The organism is Megasphaera massiliensis (assembly GCF_000455225.1).
In the GTDB taxonomy this organism is placed as follows: Bacteria; Bacillota; Negativicutes; order Veillonellales; family Megasphaeraceae; genus Megasphaera; species Megasphaera massiliensis.
The window spans coordinates 1-18,353 of record NZ_HF954538.1 but is presented as its reverse complement, the minus strand read 5'-3'; the positions used below and the strand labels follow the sequence as shown (position 1 = coordinate 18,353).

General features: G+C 52.3%; 21 protein-coding genes. 20 read left to right on the top strand and 1 reads right to left on the bottom strand.

The genetic code is table 11. The features are described from left to right. From TX77_RS10055 to TX77_RS09980, 16 genes are all read left to right on the top strand, one after another. The coding region (locus TX77_RS10055; RefSeq protein WP_049917353.1) for a flavodoxin at nt 1–507 on the top strand (507 nt) is incomplete at its 5' end. 85 nt (nt 508–592) lie between these two features. Further along, a complete protein-coding gene (locus TX77_RS10050) occupies nt 593–1,969 on the top strand; it encodes an MATE family efflux transporter (RefSeq protein WP_044504949.1) in 1,377 nt (458 codons plus the stop codon). Between the two features lie 77 nt (nt 1,970–2,046). Then, on the top strand, nt 2,047–2,466 hold the full coding sequence (locus tag TX77_RS10045; protein WP_044504947.1) for a SoxR reducing system RseC family protein: 420 nt from the start codon (nt 2,047–2,049) through the stop codon (nt 2,464–2,466). Nucleotides 2,467–2,574: 108 nt separating this feature from the next. Beyond that, entirely contained in the window at nt 2,575–3,075 is a 501-nt protein-coding gene (gene ruvC, locus TX77_RS10040; RefSeq protein ID WP_044504945.1) for a crossover junction endodeoxyribonuclease RuvC, read from the top strand. Further along, on the top strand, nt 3,072–3,677 hold the full coding sequence (ruvA, locus tag TX77_RS10035; RefSeq protein WP_044504943.1) for a Holliday junction branch migration protein RuvA: 606 nt from the start codon (nt 3,072–3,074) through the stop codon (nt 3,675–3,677). Before ruvC ends, ruvA begins: the two co-directional genes overlap by 4 nt. A gap of 3 nt (nt 3,678–3,680) precedes the next feature. Then, the gene (gene ruvB, locus TX77_RS10030; RefSeq protein ID WP_044504941.1) at nt 3,681–4,685 is read left to right on the top strand and encodes a Holliday junction branch migration DNA helicase RuvB; all 1,005 of its coding nucleotides are present in this window, start codon (nt 3,681–3,683) and stop codon (nt 4,683–4,685) included. Nucleotides 4,686–4,696: 11 nt separating this feature from the next. Beyond that, complete coding sequence (locus TX77_RS10025) at nt 4,697–4,852, top strand: DUF2905 domain-containing protein (protein ID WP_230198109.1); 156 nt, start codon at nt 4,697–4,699, stop codon at nt 4,850–4,852. 70 nt (nt 4,853–4,922) lie between these two features. Further along, a complete protein-coding gene (locus TX77_RS10020; RefSeq protein WP_081651739.1) occupies nt 4,923–6,266 on the top strand; it encodes a SpoIID/LytB domain-containing protein in 1,344 nt (447 codons plus the stop codon). A gap of 25 nt (nt 6,267–6,291) precedes the next feature. Then, nucleotides 6,292–7,311, top strand: a complete 1,020-nt coding sequence (gene queA / locus TX77_RS10015) for a tRNA preQ1(34) S-adenosylmethionine ribosyltransferase-isomerase QueA (protein WP_044504939.1) — start codon at nt 6,292–6,294, stop codon at nt 7,309–7,311. Between the two features lie 10 nt (nt 7,312–7,321). Then, nucleotides 7,322–8,428, top strand: a complete 1,107-nt coding sequence (gene tgt / locus TX77_RS10010; protein WP_044504938.1) for a tRNA guanosine(34) transglycosylase Tgt — start codon at nt 7,322–7,324, stop codon at nt 8,426–8,428. 49 nt (nt 8,429–8,477) lie between these two features. Next, on the top strand, nt 8,478–8,864 hold the full coding sequence (gene yajC, locus TX77_RS10005) for a preprotein translocase subunit YajC (protein ID WP_044504935.1): 387 nt from the start codon (nt 8,478–8,480) through the stop codon (nt 8,862–8,864). Next, nucleotides 8,854–9,420, top strand: coding sequence for a 5-formyltetrahydrofolate cyclo-ligase (locus tag TX77_RS10000; protein WP_044504933.1), 567 nt, complete (start codon nt 8,854–8,856; stop codon nt 9,418–9,420). The genes yajC and TX77_RS10000 overlap by 11 nt, the downstream gene beginning before the upstream one ends. Before the next feature lie 47 nt (nt 9,421–9,467). Then, the gene (secD, locus tag TX77_RS09995) at nt 9,468–10,703 is read left to right on the top strand and encodes a protein translocase subunit SecD (protein WP_044504932.1); all 1,236 of its coding nucleotides are present in this window, start codon (nt 9,468–9,470) and stop codon (nt 10,701–10,703) included. Further along, nucleotides 10,700–11,650 carry a protein translocase subunit SecF gene (secF, locus tag TX77_RS09990; protein WP_044504930.1) on the top strand — a complete coding sequence of 317 codons (951 nt, stop codon included), beginning with the start codon at nt 10,700–10,702 and terminating at the stop codon, nt 11,648–11,650. The genes secD and secF overlap by 4 nt, the downstream gene beginning before the upstream one ends. A gap of 103 nt (nt 11,651–11,753) precedes the next feature. Further along, a complete protein-coding gene (yedF, locus tag TX77_RS09985; protein WP_044504928.1) occupies nt 11,754–12,335 on the top strand; it encodes a sulfurtransferase-like selenium metabolism protein YedF in 582 nt (193 codons plus the stop codon). Nucleotides 12,336–12,338: 3 nt separating this feature from the next. Further along, nucleotides 12,339–13,250: an AEC family transporter gene (locus TX77_RS09980; RefSeq protein WP_044504927.1), complete on the top strand. Its 912-nt coding sequence runs from the start codon at nt 12,339–12,341 to the stop codon at nt 13,248–13,250. Here the strand turns inward: TX77_RS09980 and TX77_RS09975 are convergent. Beyond that, nucleotides 13,188–14,111, bottom strand: a complete 924-nt coding sequence (locus TX77_RS09975) for a LysR family transcriptional regulator (RefSeq protein ID WP_044504926.1) — start codon at nt 14,109–14,111, stop codon at nt 13,188–13,190. The two genes, TX77_RS09980 and TX77_RS09975, sit on opposite strands and share 63 nt — an antisense overlap. Nucleotides 14,112–14,290: 179 nt before the next feature. On the opposite strand from TX77_RS09975, the gene TX77_RS09970 reads away from it, so the two are divergent. The 4 genes from TX77_RS09970 (at nt 14,291) to TX77_RS09955 (ending at nt 18,153) form a co-directional block, all read left to right on the top strand. Continuing rightward, the gene (locus TX77_RS09970) at nt 14,291–15,544 is read left to right on the top strand and encodes a diaminopimelate decarboxylase family protein (protein WP_071822362.1); all 1,254 of its coding nucleotides are present in this window, start codon (nt 14,291–14,293) and stop codon (nt 15,542–15,544) included. 151 nt (nt 15,545–15,695) lie between these two features. Next, entirely contained in the window at nt 15,696–16,208 is a 513-nt protein-coding gene (locus TX77_RS09965; RefSeq protein WP_044504925.1) for a hypothetical protein, read from the top strand. Nucleotides 16,209–16,220: 12 nt separating this feature from the next. Next, nucleotides 16,221–16,736: a transcription repressor NadR gene (locus TX77_RS09960; protein ID WP_044504924.1), complete on the top strand. Its 516-nt coding sequence runs from the start codon at nt 16,221–16,223 to the stop codon at nt 16,734–16,736. 79 nt (nt 16,737–16,815) lie between these two features. Further along, the gene (locus tag TX77_RS09955) at nt 16,816–18,153 is read left to right on the top strand and encodes an MFS transporter (RefSeq protein WP_044504923.1); all 1,338 of its coding nucleotides are present in this window, start codon (nt 16,816–16,818) and stop codon (nt 18,151–18,153) included. Nucleotides 18,154–18,353 lie beyond the last annotated feature (200 nt).

The window sequence follows — 18,353 nt, the reverse complement described above, 5'->3', positions numbered from 1 at the left end:
GACAGCCGTCGGGCGGTCATTTATTTTTCTTCTCCTGACAGCAGCGACATGAATGCTCTGGAAGGGAGCACGCAGTATTTGGGCCGAGTCATTGCTGAAAAGACCGGGGCTGACGTCTTCCGCATCGTACCGATCAAGGCTTATCCGACCGATTACAGTGCCCATACGGCTCAGGCTAAGATGGAACAGGGGGAAAATGCCCGTCCGGCCATTCAGGATAATTTCGGTGACCTCAGTCAGTATGACACAATTTTCTTAGGCTATCCGATTTGGTGGGGAGATCTGCCTATGCCGGTCTATACCTTCCTGGAAAGCCACGATTTGAGCGGTAAAAAGATCATCCTCTTCGGAACCTATGGCAGCAGCGGATTGGGCGATACGGTCGAACACGTCCGGTCCATCGAAAAGGGAGCCGATGTCGAAACGAAGGCGTACGGCACTGCAGCCGGTGACGTCGGCAGTGCTAAGGATAAGGTCCTGTCCTGGCTGAGTGAATTAGGATATTAAAAATATTGCGGACAAGGGGGCGGCGTTAACGCCGTCTGGCCTTGGACTCTGTCATGAATATATAATGAAGGAATAAGGTGTATATATGGAAAATAAACGAGAGAACCAGCGGCGCGGCATCGACATGCTGAACGGATCGATTGCCGACAAACTCTTTCTGTTTGCCATGCCGATCGGACTCATGGGATTATTTGAACAGCTCTTTAACAGTGCTGACGTCTTTTTATTAGGTCATTTTGTCGGGAAAAGCGCCATGGCGGCTGTCGGCAACAATATGCCCGTCATCGGCATGATGGTCATGCTGCTCATGGGGATTTCCCTGGGAGCTAACGTGACCATCGCCCAGTATCTCGGGGCTAAACACGACGAAAAAGTGTCCCAGACGGTACAGACGGCCATCATTTTGTCGGTAGCACTGGGCGTATTATTGACCCTCATCGGCGAATTCATCGTCTATCCGGCTTTCCTCATTTTGGAAGTGCCCCTTGACGTCTATGATATGGCCGAAAGCTATTTGCGCATCTTTTTATTAGGCTTGCCTTTTCTATCGCTGTATAATTTTGAAGCGGCTATTTTCCGTAGCTGCGGCGACAGTAAGACGCCCCTTTACAGCTTGGTCATTGCCAACGGCATCAATATTATCCTGGGCTTCCTGTCGGTTGCGGTCTTTGATTTCGGTGTCGTCGGTATCGCCTGGGCGACGGTCATTGCCTATGCCGCAAATTCGCTGATTCTCTTGGTATTGCTCTGTCGGACGACGGATCGGATTCGCGTCAATTTGCGGGACCTTCATTTTTCTAAAGATGAATTGAGCCGCATTATTCGCATCGGTCTGCCGGCCGGGATCCAGGGCATGATTTTTGCCTTGTCCAACGTACTCATCCAGTCGGCCATCAACAGCCTGGGAACGGAAGCTATGGCTGCTTCGGCGGCAGGCTTTATCATCGAAGCCAATACGTACTGCTTCGTCAATGGCTTCAGTCAGGCGACGACGACCTTCATCGGCCAGAACTACGGGGCCCGCAACCTGCGCCGCTGCTTCCGCATTACGAAAGTTACCTTTGGCGTTGAAGCGGCCTTCCTCTTTGTCGTTACAGCCCTCATCCTCTTCTTTTCACCGGAACTCGTCGGTTTGTTCAATGACGATGCGGCTGTCGTCGCCCTGGGGACGACGAGATTGTTCTTCGTTCTCGGTACGTTTTACCTGAACGGCATGGTCGACATCCTGTCCGGTTCCCTTCGCGGCTACGGTTATTCTCTGCCGCCGGCCATCGTGGCCCTCATCGGAATCTGCGGCGTCCGAATCGTCTGGCTTTACACGGCCTTTGCCGCTCATCCTGACTTTTCGGTCCTCATGGCGACCTATCCGGTCAGCTGGCTGTTTACGGTCATCGTTTTGGCCGTCGTCTACAATATGTGCCGTAAGCATATCGTAGCCGGTTTTGCCCATCGCGAAGCTTGATGAATCCCCGATTATATGCTATAATGAATTGTAATAAAGAATTATTATTAGTTATTGTTTTAAAGGGGGCGTAAACCATGCGTATTGGTGAAGGTTTCATTGAAGAAATCAAAGAAAATGGCTTAGCCAAAGTGAGGGTTAGCCGCGACTCTCTTTATGTCGCCTGCAGTGCTTGTGCGGCGGCAGATCACGTTAAGATTGTAGCTTACAACTACCTCGGCGCCGATGAAGGCGACCGCGTTCGTTACCAAGTCGATGACTCCCATCTCATTTCCGGAGCTTTCGTCTGCTTCATCGTACCGGTCTTCTTGATCCTGGCTGCTGCAGTGCTCGGATATTTTGTCAACAGCAATGAAGTTGGTGCCTTGATTGGTGCCGCCATCGGCGCAGCTATTTCTGCGGTTATCCTTCGGACCTATGACAACGTGCTGGGACGTATCATTGATACGAAGGCCACGATTATCAGCATTGTCAGAGACGATGAGGATGAAAAATAGAAACTGTATAATGTTTTATTTGCGTAAAAACCAGGGGACCGGTCTGTACCAGTCCCCTGGTTTCGTGTTATAATAAACACTAGTCTGTTATGATAGGAGGTTTGAAAGATGCGTGCCATGGGAATCGATCCGGGGACGGCTATCTGCGGTTTTGGCGTCGTCGACAGTGACGGCAGCCGGTTGAAACCGGTGACGTATGGAACGATTCAGACGCCATCGAAATCGAGCGATGCAGAACGTCTGGTCATGCTCTTTGACGGCCTCAATGAACTTTATCGGAAATATCAGCCCGACCTCATCGGCGTCGAACAGCTTTTCTTCAATCGCAACGTTACGACGGCTATTACGGTCGGACAAGCCCGCGGCGTCATTTTGCTGACGGCTCAGCAGGCGGGCATCCCGATTCTGGAGTTTTCTCCTCTGCAGGTTAAGCAGGGGGTTACCGGCTACGGCCGGGCGACAAAGGAACAAGTCATCGATATGACCATGCGCCTCTTAGGCATCCGTCAGAAAATCAAGCCCGACGATGCTGCCGATGGCCTGGCCATGGCTATCTATGCCATTTATTCCAGTCACTCCATGAGTCTGAAACGGAAGGTACAGTTATGATCGGTTATGTAAAAGGCGTTGTCAGCCATATTTTTTCGAATTCCTGCTTTATCGACGTCCACGGCGTCGGCTATCGGACCTATGCGCCGGCTTCGACGCTGGACACGCTGATCGTCGGTCAAGAGGCCTTGCTTTATACCTATATGAGCGTCCGCGAAGACGCCATTCTCCTCTATGGCTTTGCCACTCAGGACGAATACGATCTCTTTATGCTCCTCATCGGCGTCAACGGCGTCGGTCCCAAAGTAGCTCTTGGCATTTTGAGTGCCGATAAGGCCGACGGCTTCCGCCTTGCCGTCCATCAGAAGGATATTAAGAGCCTGACCAAGATGCCCGGCATCGGCAAGAAGACGGCCGAACGGATTGTCTTGGAATTGCAGGATAAGATTGGTCTCGAAGGAACGGCTCCTGCGGCTGAAACGGGGGCTTCATCGGCACCGACAGGCCTTTCGGGCATGGTGGCTGAAACAGTTTCGGCCCTCACCGGCCTCGGTTACAGCGAGCAGGAAGTCCTGCCCGTAGCAGAAGCTCATGCAGGGGAATGCAAGTCCGTAGAAGACCTGTTGAGAGCGACCTTGAAGTCCTTAGGGAGCGGGAGGTAAGACATGGGAGAAAATCGCGTCATCGAGACTGCAGATTTGCCCGGTGATTCCTGGCAGTACAGTCTGCGGCCCCATTACTTTCGAGAATATATCGGTCAGACCAAGGCCAAAGAAAATTTAGAGATCTTTATAAAAGCCGCCAAGCTTCGCAAGGAAGCCTTAGACCACGTCCTCTTGTACGGACCTCCGGGTCTCGGCAAGACGACCATGGCCGGCATCGTCGCCAATGAACTCGGCGTCAACCTGCGCATCACGTCGGGACCGGCTATCGAGCGTCCCGGCGATTTGGCGGCCTTATTGACCAATTTGCAGGAACGGGATCTGTTGTTCATCGACGAAATCCACCGCCTGTCTCACAGCGTCGAAGAAGTCCTCTATGCAGCCATGGAAGACTATGCCCTGGATATCGTCATCGGCAAGGGCCCCAGTGCCCGATCGGTGCGCATCGATCTGCCGCCCTTTACCTTGGTCGGGGCGACGACTCAGGTGGGCCGCTTGGCGCCGCCTCTTCGCGACCGCTTCGGCGTCATCTGCCGCCTGGAATTTTATAAGCCCGAAGACTTGGTGCTCATCATCAAGCGGACAGCTGATATTTTAGCCATGAATATCGACGACGACGGGGCCTTTGAGATCGCCCGCCGTTCGCGGGGAACGCCGCGTATTGCCAATCGCCTGTTGAAGCGCGTTCGTGACTTTGCCCAGGTCGCCGACGTCGAGACGATTACGGCTGACCTTGCCAATCATGCCCTCAATCGACTGGAAGTCGATTCGTGTGGTCTCGACCGGACGGACCGCAAGGTTCTGCAGGTCATCATCGAAAAATTCGGCGGCGGCCCCGTCGGCCTCGATACGATTGCCGCTGCCATCAGCGAGTCCGTCGATGCCGTAGAAGACGTATACGAGCCCTTCTTGATGCAGCAGGGCTTTTTGAATCGCACTCCCCGGGGCCGCGTCGTTACCGATGCTGCCTATCGGCATTTGGGTCTGCCCGTGCCGACAGGGGAATGAGGAGGGACAGCATGGGAAAATTATTGCTCATGATCGGCGTCTTTTTCATCCTTGCCGGCCTCATCTGGATGGCCGGTGATGCCTTGGGAATCGGAAAGTTTTTGGGCCATTTGCCCGGCGATATTTCCTTTACCAGAGGGAATACGTCCTTTCCTTTCCCATCGTAACCTGTATCATTATCAGCGTCATCTTGACGATTGTATTGAATCTATTCTTTCGTTTATGAGGTGCGTTTTTATGAATAAACGAAGTCGATTGGCTTTTATTTGTACGGTGGCTGCCGTCTGCACACTCCTTACGACCAGTGCCTGGGCAGCCTCTGCTAAAGATAAAAAAACGGTTTCGCGCCAGCCTGTAAAGACGGTTCAGACAAAATCTGTCCGGTCGTCCAAAACGACTGTGCCGCAGCCTGTTGAGGAAAGTACCGATACGGTACGCATCGGTATCCGCGAAGGGCAGGGGCGCGTATCCCTTACGAGCCCTCAAGGGCTCGGCATTTATCGCGGGAATTCTCTTTGGAAGAAGTCGGCAGCCAATGTGCCGGTTACGGTGACCCTGTCGGGATCGGATTTGGCCCTTAACGGAACGGCCGGCAAGGGAAGCCTTCGCGTTCGCTCCTTGGGGAAAGACGGCGTGGTTAAGATTACCGACGGCTATACCTACCGCGGTGACCTGGAATTGATGAAGTCTCCCGGACGCTGGGGGATTACCGTCGTCAACGTTCTTCCCGTCGAACAGTACCTCTACGGCGTCGTCGGCAAAGAAATGTCGCCGTCGTGGAGTGAAGAAGCCCTCAAGGCTCAGGCCGTCGCCGCCCGGACCTACGCCATTGCCCATAAGCGCCGTTTCAGTCAGCGCGGCTTCGATTTGACCGACGATACGTCGAGTCAGGTCTATGCCGGTGTCGGCGGTGAATCGCCGGCAGTCATCAAGGCGGTCAATGCGACTAAGGGCGAAATCCTGACCTATCAGGGAAAGCCCATCGATGCCTTCTTCTTCTCGACGGCCGGCGGCTGGACCGAAAACAGTGAAAATGTGTGGGGAACCTACATCCCCTACCTGCGGGGCGTCAGCGATACCAGCAATAAGATGCCGGGCTATCGCTGGGCCGTAACGACGACGCCGGAAAAGATGGAAACTAAGCTGGCCGCTGCCGGAAAGGGCGTAGGGAAAATCAAGTCGATTACCTTGTCGCCCTTGGCAAAAAGGCCCATGACCGAATCCGACCGCGGTGTTTCCGGTCGGGTCCAGTCGCTGATCATCCATGGTACCAAGGGCAATGTCACCGTAAAGGGGTTGGCATTCCAATCGATTTTCGGTCTGCGCAGCACCCTCTTTGATTTTTACAGCGGCAAGGGTACGGCACCGGATCCCGACACGGGGAAGGTCGCCCGCAAGCGCGACTTTACGGTCAAAGCGGGAGAGCCTTTGACGATTTACGGTTTCGGCTGGGGCCACGGCCTGGGAATGAGCCAGTACGGGGCTTACCAGATGGCTCAGGAGCACGCCGGAGAAAGAGATTACTACCGCAAGATTTTAACCCATTATTATACGGGAACGGAAATAAAAAAGCTCTATTAATGCATTAAAAGAGGAAGGTCTTATTGTGAAACTGACAGATTTTTATTACGATTTACCGAAAGAACTCATCGCCCAGCATCCGGCAGAACCGCGGGATCATGCCCGGCTCATGCTGTATGATAGAAAGAGCGGCGATGTAGCCCATAAATACTTTTATGACCTCGTCGATGAACTCCATGAAGGCGACGTCTTGGTCTTTAACGATTCCCGCGTCATTCCGGCCCGGATTTACGGGAAACGGATCCCGACGGGCGGCAAGGTAGAAGTCCTGCTGTTGACTCCCGTCGGCGACGACCGCTGGGAAGTCCTGGTAAAACCGGGGAAGAAGGCCTTGCCGGGAACGACCCTTGAATTTGCCGAAGGCCTTACGGGGACGGTCGAAGATCGGACCGATTTTGGCGGCCGTATCATCAAATTCTCCTACGACGGCAATTTCGACGATATCATCGATTCCATCGGGGAAATGCCCCTTCCGCCGTATATCCACGAAAAGATGGAAGACCCCAATCAGTATCAGACGGTCTATGCCAATGAACGCGGCTCGGCGGCAGCGCCGACGGCCGGCCTTCACTTTACGGAAGACTTGCTGCAGAAAATCCGCGATAAGGGCGTAGAAGAAGTCTTCATTACCCTCCACGTCGGACTCGGGACCTTCCGGCCTGTCGAAGAAGAAAACATTGAAGATCACGAAATGCACAGCGAATTTTACAGCATTACCGAAGAAGCGGCAGCGACGATCAACAAGGCCAAGGCCGAAGGCCGGCGGGTCATTGCCGTCGGTACGACCAGTATCCGGACCCTTGAAAGCGCCGGTACGACGGGGACCTTGAAGGCCGGTTCCGGCTGGACCAATATCTTCATCTATCCGGGCTTTACCTTCCACATCGTCGATGCCCTGGTCACTAATTTCCATCTTCCTGAATCGACACTGCTCATGCTCATCAGTGCCTTGTCGACGCGGGAAAAAATCTTGAAAGCCTATGAAACGGCGGTCAAGGAAAAATACCGTTTCTTCAGTTTTGGCGATGCCATGTTCATTCATTAGGGAGGAATCTATGGTTATTACCTACGAACAACAGGCCGAATGCGACGGCGCCCGTGCCGGAATCCTGCGTACGCCTCACGGTACGTTCAAGACGCCCATGTTCATGCCTGTCGGTACGCAGGCGACGGTCAAGACGCTGACGCCGGAAGAGCTCTATGACATGGGGGCTCAAGTCATTCTCAGCAATACCTATCACTTGTTCCTCCGTCCGGGCCATGACCTGGTCCAAGAAGCGGGGGGACTTCATAAGTTCATGAACTGGAAGCAGGCCATCTTAACCGACAGCGGCGGCTTTCAGGTCTTCAGCCTCGGTCAGATGCGCAAAATAACCGAAGAGGGGGTCACCTTCCGTTCCCACTTGGACGGCTCGAAAAAATTCTTGTCGCCGGAAGTGTCGATGGACATTCAGATGGCCCTCGATTCCGATATTGCCATGGCCTTTGACGAATGCATCCCCTATCCGTCCGATTATGAATACACCAAACTCTCGACGGAACGGACCAGCCGCTGGGCCAAGCGCTGCCTCGACCATCATCACAGCGATACACAGGGGCTCTTCGGCATCGTTCAGGGCGGGATGTACAAGGATCTTCGTCAGCAGAGCTGCCGCGATCTGGTCGACATGGATTTTGACGGCTACGGCATCGGCGGCTTGAGTGTTGGCGAATCTAAGGATATAATGTATGATATATTAGAGAATACAACGCCCTATCTGCCCAAGACCAAGGCCCGTTATCTGATGGGCGTCGGGACTCCCGATTGTCTTCTTGAAGGCGTCGCCCGCGGCGTCGACATGTTCGACTGCGTCTTCCCGACCCGCGTGGCCCGCAACGGCATGGCTATGACCCATGAAGGGCGGCTGACCGTGCGCAACGCCAAGTATGCTCATGATTTTCATCCCATTGAAGAGGGCTGCCAGTGTTATACGTGCCGCAACTATTCGCGGGCCTATATCCGCCACCTCTTCAAGGCGGAAGAACTCCTGGCATACCGCTTGGTCAGTATTCACAATCTCTACTTCCTGCTGCAGTTCATGCGGGATATGCGCCAGTCGATCTTCGACGGGACGTTCCGCGAGTTCCGCCGGGATTTTTGGAAAAGGTATCAAGACGCGTAAAGGCGCTTGCACATAAAAAATATTTTTTTAATTGATGGAGGTGTTTGACATGGATATGACTGAACAGCTTACTGCTTTTTGGCCCATAATCCTCATGGTCGTCATTTTTTATTTTCTGCTGTGGCGGCCGCAGAAGAAACAGCAGAAGAGACGGCAGGAAATGCTGGACAGCCTGAAACCCGGTGCTAAAATCGTCACCGTCGGCGGCGTCATGGGGACCATCGTGTCTTTGCACGACGATTACCTCGTTATCCGCGTAGCCGATAAGGTCGAAATCCGCGTTACCCGCGCAGCTGTCGCTCAGGTCCTGAGCAAGGGCAGTGAAGGCAAGAAGGCTGCCAAGAAGGCCGAAAAGCCGGAAGTTGTTGAAGCAAACAATGACGTCAAAGCAGAAGCAGCCCAGCCGGCTGACGAAAACCAGAAAGATGCTCAGTAAAAAGGAACTGCGCAGCGCCATGTATGACCGCCTCCATCGTTTGACGGAAGCCGAAAAGAATTCGGCCAGTGCGGCTGTCTGTGCCCGGATTATGGCCCACCCGGCCTATGCCCGGGCACGGCGCATCATGGCCTTTCTCAATATGCCTGATGAAGTCAGCCTCGACGCCTTGATGGCACAGGCCATTGCGGATGGGAAAGAGGTCTACGTTCCGGTCTGCGTCAGTCGGACCGACATCGAAGCAGCCCGCCTCGAAGGTTTGGAACAGGCTGTCGTCGGAGCCTACGGCATCCGCACGGCGCCCGAGGACAGTCTGCACATTGCGGCGTCTGACCTCGATGTCATCTTGGTCCCGGGCCTTGCCTTTGATGAAAAAGGCGGCCGCTTAGGCCACGGCGCGGCTTATTACGACCGTTTCCTCAGTGGGAAAGGGGAGGCAGCTGCCATTGCTGCAGCTTGGGACGTTCAGATCGTTCCGGAAGTTCCCATGGAAGCTCACGACGTCATCATGACTGAAATCGTCACGGATAAACGCCATCTCGTGCTTCACCAATAAAACCATAGATTTACCCAGAGGGGGGAGTATCGTTGCGGACTCGTAACATGATAAAATTTTTTGGGGCCGTCATCATCATCGTGGCAGCCTTTGTTACTTTGATCAATCCGCTTGCCAACTCCATTAAACAGGGCCTGGACTTACAGGGCGGTACGCATATCGTCTTGGAAGCTGAAGATACGCCGGATGCACCGGTTACGGAAGACTCCTTGAGCCGTGCCGTCACCATCGTCGAACGCCGTATCAATGAAATGGGCCTGACCGAACCGCTTGTTCAGAAAGAAGGGGCTCGGCGAATCATCGTCGAACTGCCGGGTGAAAAAAATCCGGAAAAAGCCATCGAAACAATCGGGAAAACGGCGGTCATGGAGTTTAAAGATGAAAGCGGAACGACGCGGATGACCGGGAGCGATTTGAAAACGGCAAAAGAACAAATCGACCAGGGTCATAAAAACGTCGTCGGCATTGAATTTACCGATGAAGGGGCTAAAAAATTCGCTGACCTTACGGCATCGAATGTAGGCCATAAAATCGGTATCTACCTCGACGGCGAACTCTTGACCAACCCCGTCGTCAACGAACCGATTACGGGCGGCAAGGCCGTCATCACCGGCAGCCAGACTTTGGAAGATGCCAAGAATTTAGCCATCCTCCTTCGTTCGGGCGCCCTGCCTGTTAAATTGAAAGTCATGGAAGTCCGCACCATTGGTCCGAGCCTGGGCCTTGACTCGAAGCTCAAGAGTGAAAAGGCTTTTGCCATCGGCATCCTGTTGATTATGGTCTTTTTAATCGTCATTTACCGTATGTCCGGTATCGTAGCCAATATCGCCCTCTTGGTATACGTCCTCATCCTGCTGGGTATTTTGAAGTACCTCGATGCGACGCTGACCTTGCCGGGGATTGCCGGTGTTATCCTGTCTATGGGTTTCGCCGTCGATGCCAACATCCTCATCTTTGAACGATTTAAAGAAGAAGTCTTGGTCGGCAAGACATTGCGAACGTCGATGGAAGCCGGCTTCCGCCGGGCTTTCAATACCATCCTCGACGCCAACGTATCGGTCATGATCGCTGCCATCGTCCTCATCGTCATGGGCAGCGGCACGGTCAAGGGCTTTGCCGTCAACTTGGCCTTGGGCCTGGTCGTCAGCATGTTCACGGCGATTGTCGTCAGCCGTTCGCTCCTGACCTGGTTCATCAATACGGGATTGATCACCAATCCCTGGTTCTACGGGTTAAACCGTAAACCGCCTGAACATATGCTGAAAAAGGGGGGACAGAAATGAGTTTTGATATTATCAAACATCGCACGTGGTGGTTCATCTTATCGTCTGTCCTGGTCCTTGCCAGCCTGATTTCTATCTTTATCAATGGATTTAACTTCGGTATCGATTATACCGGCGGTACCATCCTCGACATGCAGTTCAATAAGGCCGTCAGTGTTTCGGAAGTTCGTCAGGTCATCGATCAATCGAATATGGACCTGGGCAATACGGTCATCCAGCTGACCGGCGTTACCGACCAGGATTCGTCGACAGACGTCATGCTGCGCATGCGCAACCTGTCCAGTGACGAAACCAAGGCCGTGTCCGAAAAATTGAGCACCTCTTTGGGCGGTGCCGAAGTCAAACGGACCGAATCGGTCGGTGCCGTCATCGGCTCGGAAGTCACGAAAAATGCCGTTACCAGCCTGGCTGTGGCCTTCATTGCCTTAGCGGCCTATATTTCCTTCCGCTTCGAGTATAAGATCGCCATTTCGGCCCTTATTTCCATCGTACACGATTTGATCATGGTCTTAGGCGTTTTCTCTTTCTTCCATTTGGAAATCGACGCCACCTTCTTAGCGGCCATCTTGACCGTCGTTGGCTATTCCATGAACGAAGCCGTCGTCATCTTTGACCGCGTCCGTGAAAACACGCGGACTCACCGGCGGACCGACTCTTATGAAAAACTGGCGCATGACAGTATTTCTCAGAGTATCCACCGCAGTATCTACACCTTGTCGACGGTTCTCTTTGCCTGCGGCGCCCTCCATTTCTTCGGCGGCGAATCGACAAAGAACTTCTCCCTGGTCATGCTCATCGGCTTTATCAGCGGGGCTTACTCGTCCATCTGTGTCGATACGTCGATCTGGGTCGTATGGAAGAATCATACGTCGAACCGGCGCGGCCTGAAATCTTCTGACGATGAATCGGAAGAAGACGAAGAAGCTGCGGAAACGCAAAAAGGATAAAAATAAGGGATGTCCCATGGAGTTTTGCCTTCATGGAACAGCCCTTTTTCATTTGACAAAGGACTCCTTCCTTGAAGAAAGAAGCCCTTGAGGAGGAATTAGGATGTTTAAAATCGATGCACTGGGCAAAGCCTGCCCTTTACCGGTCATTGAAGCCCATAAGGCTTTGAAGGATCATGATGCCATTGAAATTACCGTCGATAATGAAATCGCAACGGAAAATCTCAAAAACTTATCAGAACAGATGAATTGTGCCTATACGATGACTAAGGAATCGGATACCCATTATACGGTCACTTTGGTCAAAGAAGGGGCCGCTCCTGTTGAAGACGCACCGGCTGTATCGGGTTCTGATTATATCGTCGTCCTCAATGCGCCTGTCATGGGTCTCGGCGACGATACGCTCGGCAAGAACCTCTTGAAGACTTTTATTTATACCCTGACTGAACAGGACGTACTGCCCAAGCAGATTATCTGCTACAACGGCGGCGTATCCCTGGTCACGGAAGATTCCGAGTCCCTCGAAGATTTGAAGCATCTTGAAGAAGAAGGCGTTGAAGTCTACGCCTGCGGGGCCTGCCTCAACTACTATGGCCTGACCGATAAGGTCGCCGTCGGCTCTATTACCAACATGTTCCGCATTGTTGAAATGATGCGTACGGCCAATCGCATCGTCAAACCGTAAGCGATGGAACAGACGATCATAAAAGCGGCCATTCTCGTGTCGTTCATCCTTTGCGGATATATTTTAAAGCAGCTGCGCCTCTTTGGGCGCAGCACTTTTCATACCATATCGACGATTGTCTTTAATATAACCCTGCCGTCGGTCATCATTGCCAACCTGAACGGCATCCACTTCGAGGTGCATTACCTTTTCATCAGCCTCCTGGCCATCGTCTTCAACCTGCTTATGGTCGGCCTTGGCTATGGTGTCGGGCGGACGAAAAGCGAAAAGGCCTTTTATATGCTCAATATGAACGGCTATAATATCGGCAATTTTGCCCTGCCCTTCGTATCGTATTTCTTCGACAGTGCGGCGGTCCTCATCGTCTGCATCTTTGACGCCGGCAACTCCCTCATGTGTCTCGGCGGCGGTTATGGCCTGGCCCGCTACGTCCGTGGGGCAAAAGGGGATAATATCTTTTATATCTTGGCCAAGACGATCTTTTCATCCCTGCCGGTCCTGTCCTACATCCTGATGCTTATCCTGGCTTTGGGGGGCCTCTCTCTGCCCCAAGTGGTCATTGACTGGGTCAAGGTGCCGGCTTCGGCCAATACCTTCTTGTCGATGCTGATGATCGGCGTTGCCCTGGGCTTGTCCTTAAAGAAGGAATACCTGCACCTCATCTATACGGATGTAGGTCTGCGCCTATTGATCTCTGTCGTCTTTGCTGCCTTTATTTATGTCGGCCTCGACTATTCCATGGACATCAAGCGGGTCCTCATGGTCCTGGTCTTTGCCCCGGTTGCCGGCATGGCCTGCTACTATACGGCGAAATTGAAGTTAAAGATCGAAGTGGCGGCCTGCATCAGTTCGTTATATATCCTCATTTCCATCGTCGTCATGTCGACGCTCATCGTCGTCTTGGAAACGATATGACCGATCGGCCAAGAGCTCTTCTTCTAAGGGCGCCGGTACCGTCGACGGACTGCGGGTGATGTAGTAGCTGTCGACCTTTGGCGGTTCGAAATCGAGGAGGGGAATGGCCCGCAGCCGCTTGGAGGCTAAGTCGTCTTCGATGAGGCTTTTCGGCAAAAAGGTATAGCCGATGCCTTCGGCGACGTACTGCGGGAGCTTAGTGCTGTTGTCGATTTCTAAGGGGAAGCGGTGATGGCGCGGAAAGAGGTCCTGTATGTAGAGGCCGACGCCTTGGAGGGCGAAGTTACAGAATAAGTAATCGATTTTTTGCAGATCATCCTTATAGATGCCCTTGGCGTACGAGGTATCGGATTCCTTACAGACCAGGACCAATGAGTCGGTCCGGTAGGGCTGGCAGACGAAGCCGCTTTTGAACATAGCACTGAAGGAAAAGATGGCGTCGAGGGTCCCTTCTTGGAGCTGGCGCATCATGTCGGCCGTATGGCTGATAGTGACATGGAGAGAGACGTCTTTCTGCTTCTTTAAGTAGCTGCGGATGCGGCGCTGAAGGTGGCTTTCGTAAATCGTATTGGTCGTACCGATGTTTACTTTTTGGGCGTACGTCGGCGAGGACTGGATATCCTGAAGGGCCGTCAGTTCGAGAGAGACGAAGCGTTGGGCATAATCGAGGAATTTTTGACCCGACGCCGTCAGGTCGACCTGTTTGTGGCTGCGGATGAAGAGGGGGACGCCCAGTTCCATCTCCAAGTCGCGGATGCGGTTGGTTACCGTCGACTGGGCGACGAAGAGCTGCTGCGCCGTTTTCGTAAAGTTCTTTATTTGTGCCAGGGCAATGAATGTCCGGAGTGTCGTCGTATCCATAGCCGGACCTCCTTTTCTTGCAATTTGATTATCGAATGGAATGAATTGAAATAATCTATTTCACAAATTATCTCTTTGTATTATATAATAATCATTGTAGAGAAACAATGAAATGCAAGTTTGTTTTGTAGTTTAGATTATGCATCTTGCTGTATTATAAGAAATTGGAGCTGAATCAGATGAACAAGAAAACTGTCCCCTTTAATGAAGAACAGATTCGTTCTATCATTGCCAAGTACCCGACACCTTTTCATATTTATGATGAAAAAGCCATTGTCGATAACGTTCGAAAATTGATAAAGGCTTTTGATTGGGCCCATGATTTCAAAGAGTATTTTGCCGTTAAGGCTGCACCGAATCCGTATCTCATGCGTCTCTTGCAGAAAGAAGGCGTCGGTGCTGACTGCAGCTCCATGGCAGAATTGGAACTATGTGACAAAGTTGGCATTACCGGCCATGATATCGTCTTTTCTTCCAATGACACGCCTTATGAAGAATTTAAAAGAGCCATGGAACTCGGTGCTCTGATCAACCTCGACGATATTTCCATGATCGACTTCATGGAACAGCGCGGTCCTTTGCCGGATTGGATTTGCGCCCGTTATAATCCGGGCCCCCTCCTTCAGGGCGGCAACGATATCATCGGTACGCCGGAAGAAGCCAAATACGGTATGACCCGTGAACAGATTTTCGACGCCTTCCGCATCCTGAAAGAAAAAGGCGTATCCCACTTCGGCTTGCACACCATGGTCGTATCCAATGAACTCCAGGTAACGGGCCTCATTCATACGGCCAAGATGATGTTTGAATTGGCTGCGGAAGTACAGGAACTCCTCGGCATCGATATCGAATTCCTCGATTTTGGCGGCGGCATCGGCCTTCCGTACCGTCCGGAAGAATCGTTCATCGATTACGATGAATTGAGTGCCGGCATCAAACAGTATTTTGAAGCCATCATGGTTCCGAGAGGCCTCGGCAAATGCCGCCTTTCCTTCGAATGCGGCCGTGCCATCACCGGTCCTTACGGCTACTTGGTCACGACGGCTATCCATCACAAACATATTTGGAAGGAATATATCGGCGTCGATGCCAGCATGGCCAACCTCATGCGTCCCGGCATGTACGGCTCCTACCACTACCTGTCGGTCATGGGCAAGGAAGACGCTCCCAAGGATCACGTCTATGACGTCGTCGGCTCGCTCTGCGAAAACTGCGATAAATTCGCCGTCGACCGCAGCCTGCCGGAAATCGAAGACGGCGACATCCTGGTCATCCATGACACGGGGGCTCACGGCCACTCCATGGGCTTTAATTACAACGGCAAGCTTCGCTCGGCCGAACTCCTCCTTCATGCCGATGGAACGGTGACTCAGATCCGCCGGGCGGAAACGTTAGATGACCTCTTTGCGACTATCGACTTTTCAAACTTATAAATGAAAGTAAATCATCCTCCTTACATACTGTAAGGAGGATTTTTTTTCAATTTATTTTAAATTTTAATATATTTTTAATCTTTATCGAGTATAATACAGATATAACATACCGTCATTCATCTGAATAGGGAGAAAGGAGGCATCTTGGCTGATGGGGGCTTATGATATATTGACCGGGACCCAGCTTTGCATGGCTGTGGCCATGATTGCCTATGGCTTTTACTTTAAAAAGAAACGAACGTGCCGCGTGTGGTATTTCTCCGGTCCGGCATGGCTGATTGCCATTTGGTCGGCTGTTGTATTATACTACTATTCAGAATATCCTTTTTTAACGATACTCTGCTTCCTCATGGGATTTTTCTTAGGCATGGGAATCGGATTGTGGGTTAAAAAAGGCCTGCCGGAACTGACCTACTGCAGGGAACGGCGGCGCCTCCAATGCCCGCCGATGAAGAAGGCCATGCCGGCCTATCTGATCATCTGCATCGTATTTGCCTCCTTCCAGTTCGTGGGCTACCATTTTTCTTTCATTACGCACTCCTGGTTCTTTAATGAAGTACTGGGCTTTGCACCGGGACTCTGTACGGGTTTGTTGTGGGGAAGGGGCATTGCCATGCTGCTCGATATCCCTGTACGGGGACAGCAGGTATATAAAGATATTTAGGAGGGAATTTTCATGGACAATACACAGCGGAGAGAACAAATCCTTCAGATGCTGCACGAATCGACGACTGCCGTTACCGGTACGGCCTTAGCCAAGGCCTGCAGCGTCAGCCGCCAAATCATCGTCGGCGACGTCGCCCTTTTGCGTGCCCAAGGGGTCGGCATCATTTCAACGCCCCGGGGCTATCAGCTGGTTACACCGTTAAAGAAGGGCTGTACGCGGGTCTTCGTCTGCTGCCACGGTACGGATTTGATGGAAGCGGAACTCGAAGCCATCGTTGACAACGGGGGCATCGTCCACAACGTCGTCGTCGAACACGAGGTCTACGGCAATTTGGAAGGGACCTTGAATCTTCATTCTCGCCGCGACGTCCAGCAGTACATCAAGCGGATGAAAGACTCTAAGGCCGAATTGCTGAGCACCATCAGCGGCGGCATTCATACGCATTTGGTCGAAGCCAAGACGGAAGAAGAACTCGATGCTATTCATAAGGCTTTGCATGACTTAAAGGTCTTATACGGCGATTGACTTTTTCCTTCTATATGCTACAATGATGTCATGTCAAATTATGTGTCATGACAGTTGTACAGATAGGAGGAAACATCTCATGTTGTTAGACCGGTTGGAAGCCCTGCCTGTAGGCAGGTTCCACTATAAACTGCTCTTGGTCACCGGTTTGGGCTGGCTTTTTGATTCCATGGATACAGGGCTCATCGCCTTTATCCTGCCCGTCCTTGCTAAAGAATGGGGATTGGCCCCGGGGCAGATGGGCCTCATCGGCAGCATCGGACTCATCGGTATGGCCCTTGGCGCCGTCGTATCCGGTACGGCTGCCGACCGCATGGGCCGCAAGAAAGTCTTTACGATTACGGTATTGATTTATAGCATTGCTTCGGCTTTCTGTGCCTTATCCTGGAGTTATGAATCGCTGCTCATCTTTCGCTTTCTCGTAGGCTTCGGCCTTGGCGGGGAATTGCCCGTGGCGGCGACGTTGGTCTCTGAATATGCTCCGTCGCGGGTGCGCGGCCGGTTCATCGTCCTCTTGGAAAGCTTTTGGGGCCTCGGCTGGATTGCCGCTGCCTGCATCGCCTATTTCTTCATTCCCGTCTATGGCTGGCGCATGGCTTTCTTGATCGGTGCCCTGCCGGCGCTGTATGTCTGCCTCATTCGCCTTCATATGCCGGAATCGGTCCGTTATCTCCTGGCTCACGGCCGCGTAGCGGAAGCGCGGAATATCGTCGTTTCCATCGAAAAAACGCTGCATGTGCCCGTCGCACCTTTTTCCGATGCCGATGAACGGATGCCGACTGTAACCAAGGCTTCGTTCCATGAATTGTGGAAAAAGCCCTTTATCTCACGGACGGTCATGCTGTGGCTGGTTTGGTTCGGCATTAACTTCAGCTACTACGGTATTTTCATGTGGTTGCCGTCCCTCGTTTTCCAGCAGGGATTCACGGTCGTCAAGACCTTTGAATACGTCCTGGTCATGACCTTGGCCCAGCTTCCGGGCTATTACTGTGCCGCCTGGCTGGTCGACAAAATCGGGCGCAAGTATACCTTGTCGTCGTTCCTCTTATTCAGCGGCGTTGCCAGCTATTTCTTCGGCCACGCTTCGACGGCTTCGATGCTCATGATCTGGGGCGCTGTCATGTCCTTCTTTAACCTCGGTGCCTGGGGCGTGCTCTATACCTATACGCCGGAACAGTATCCGACGGCCATTCGGGCTCTCGGAAGCGGCTGGGCTGCCGGGTTTGGACGCTTTGGCGGCATGGCGGCCCCGGTCATGGTCGGTGTGCTCTTGGGGCAGCACTTTGATTTCGGTGGTGTCTTCTATATGTTTGCCTTCGTCTTCATTGCCATTGCCGTCGTCGTCATGGGCCTGGGCATGGAAAGCAAGCAAAAGAATTTAGAAAGCATGACTGAACAATTTGCCGATGCCAAGTGATGTAAATTTTGTAAAAAAGCTGTCAAAACCGTCTTGACAGCTTTTTTTTTCAATGATAAAATTATCTATGTCGCACGGCTTGAACCGATTCGATTTGAGATCGGCAGACGAAGATCAAACGATAGATACGCTTTGAAAGACTTCATAAAAATGCTTGACAAGCTGACCTGAGTTTGATAGAATAAACAAGTCGCCGCTGA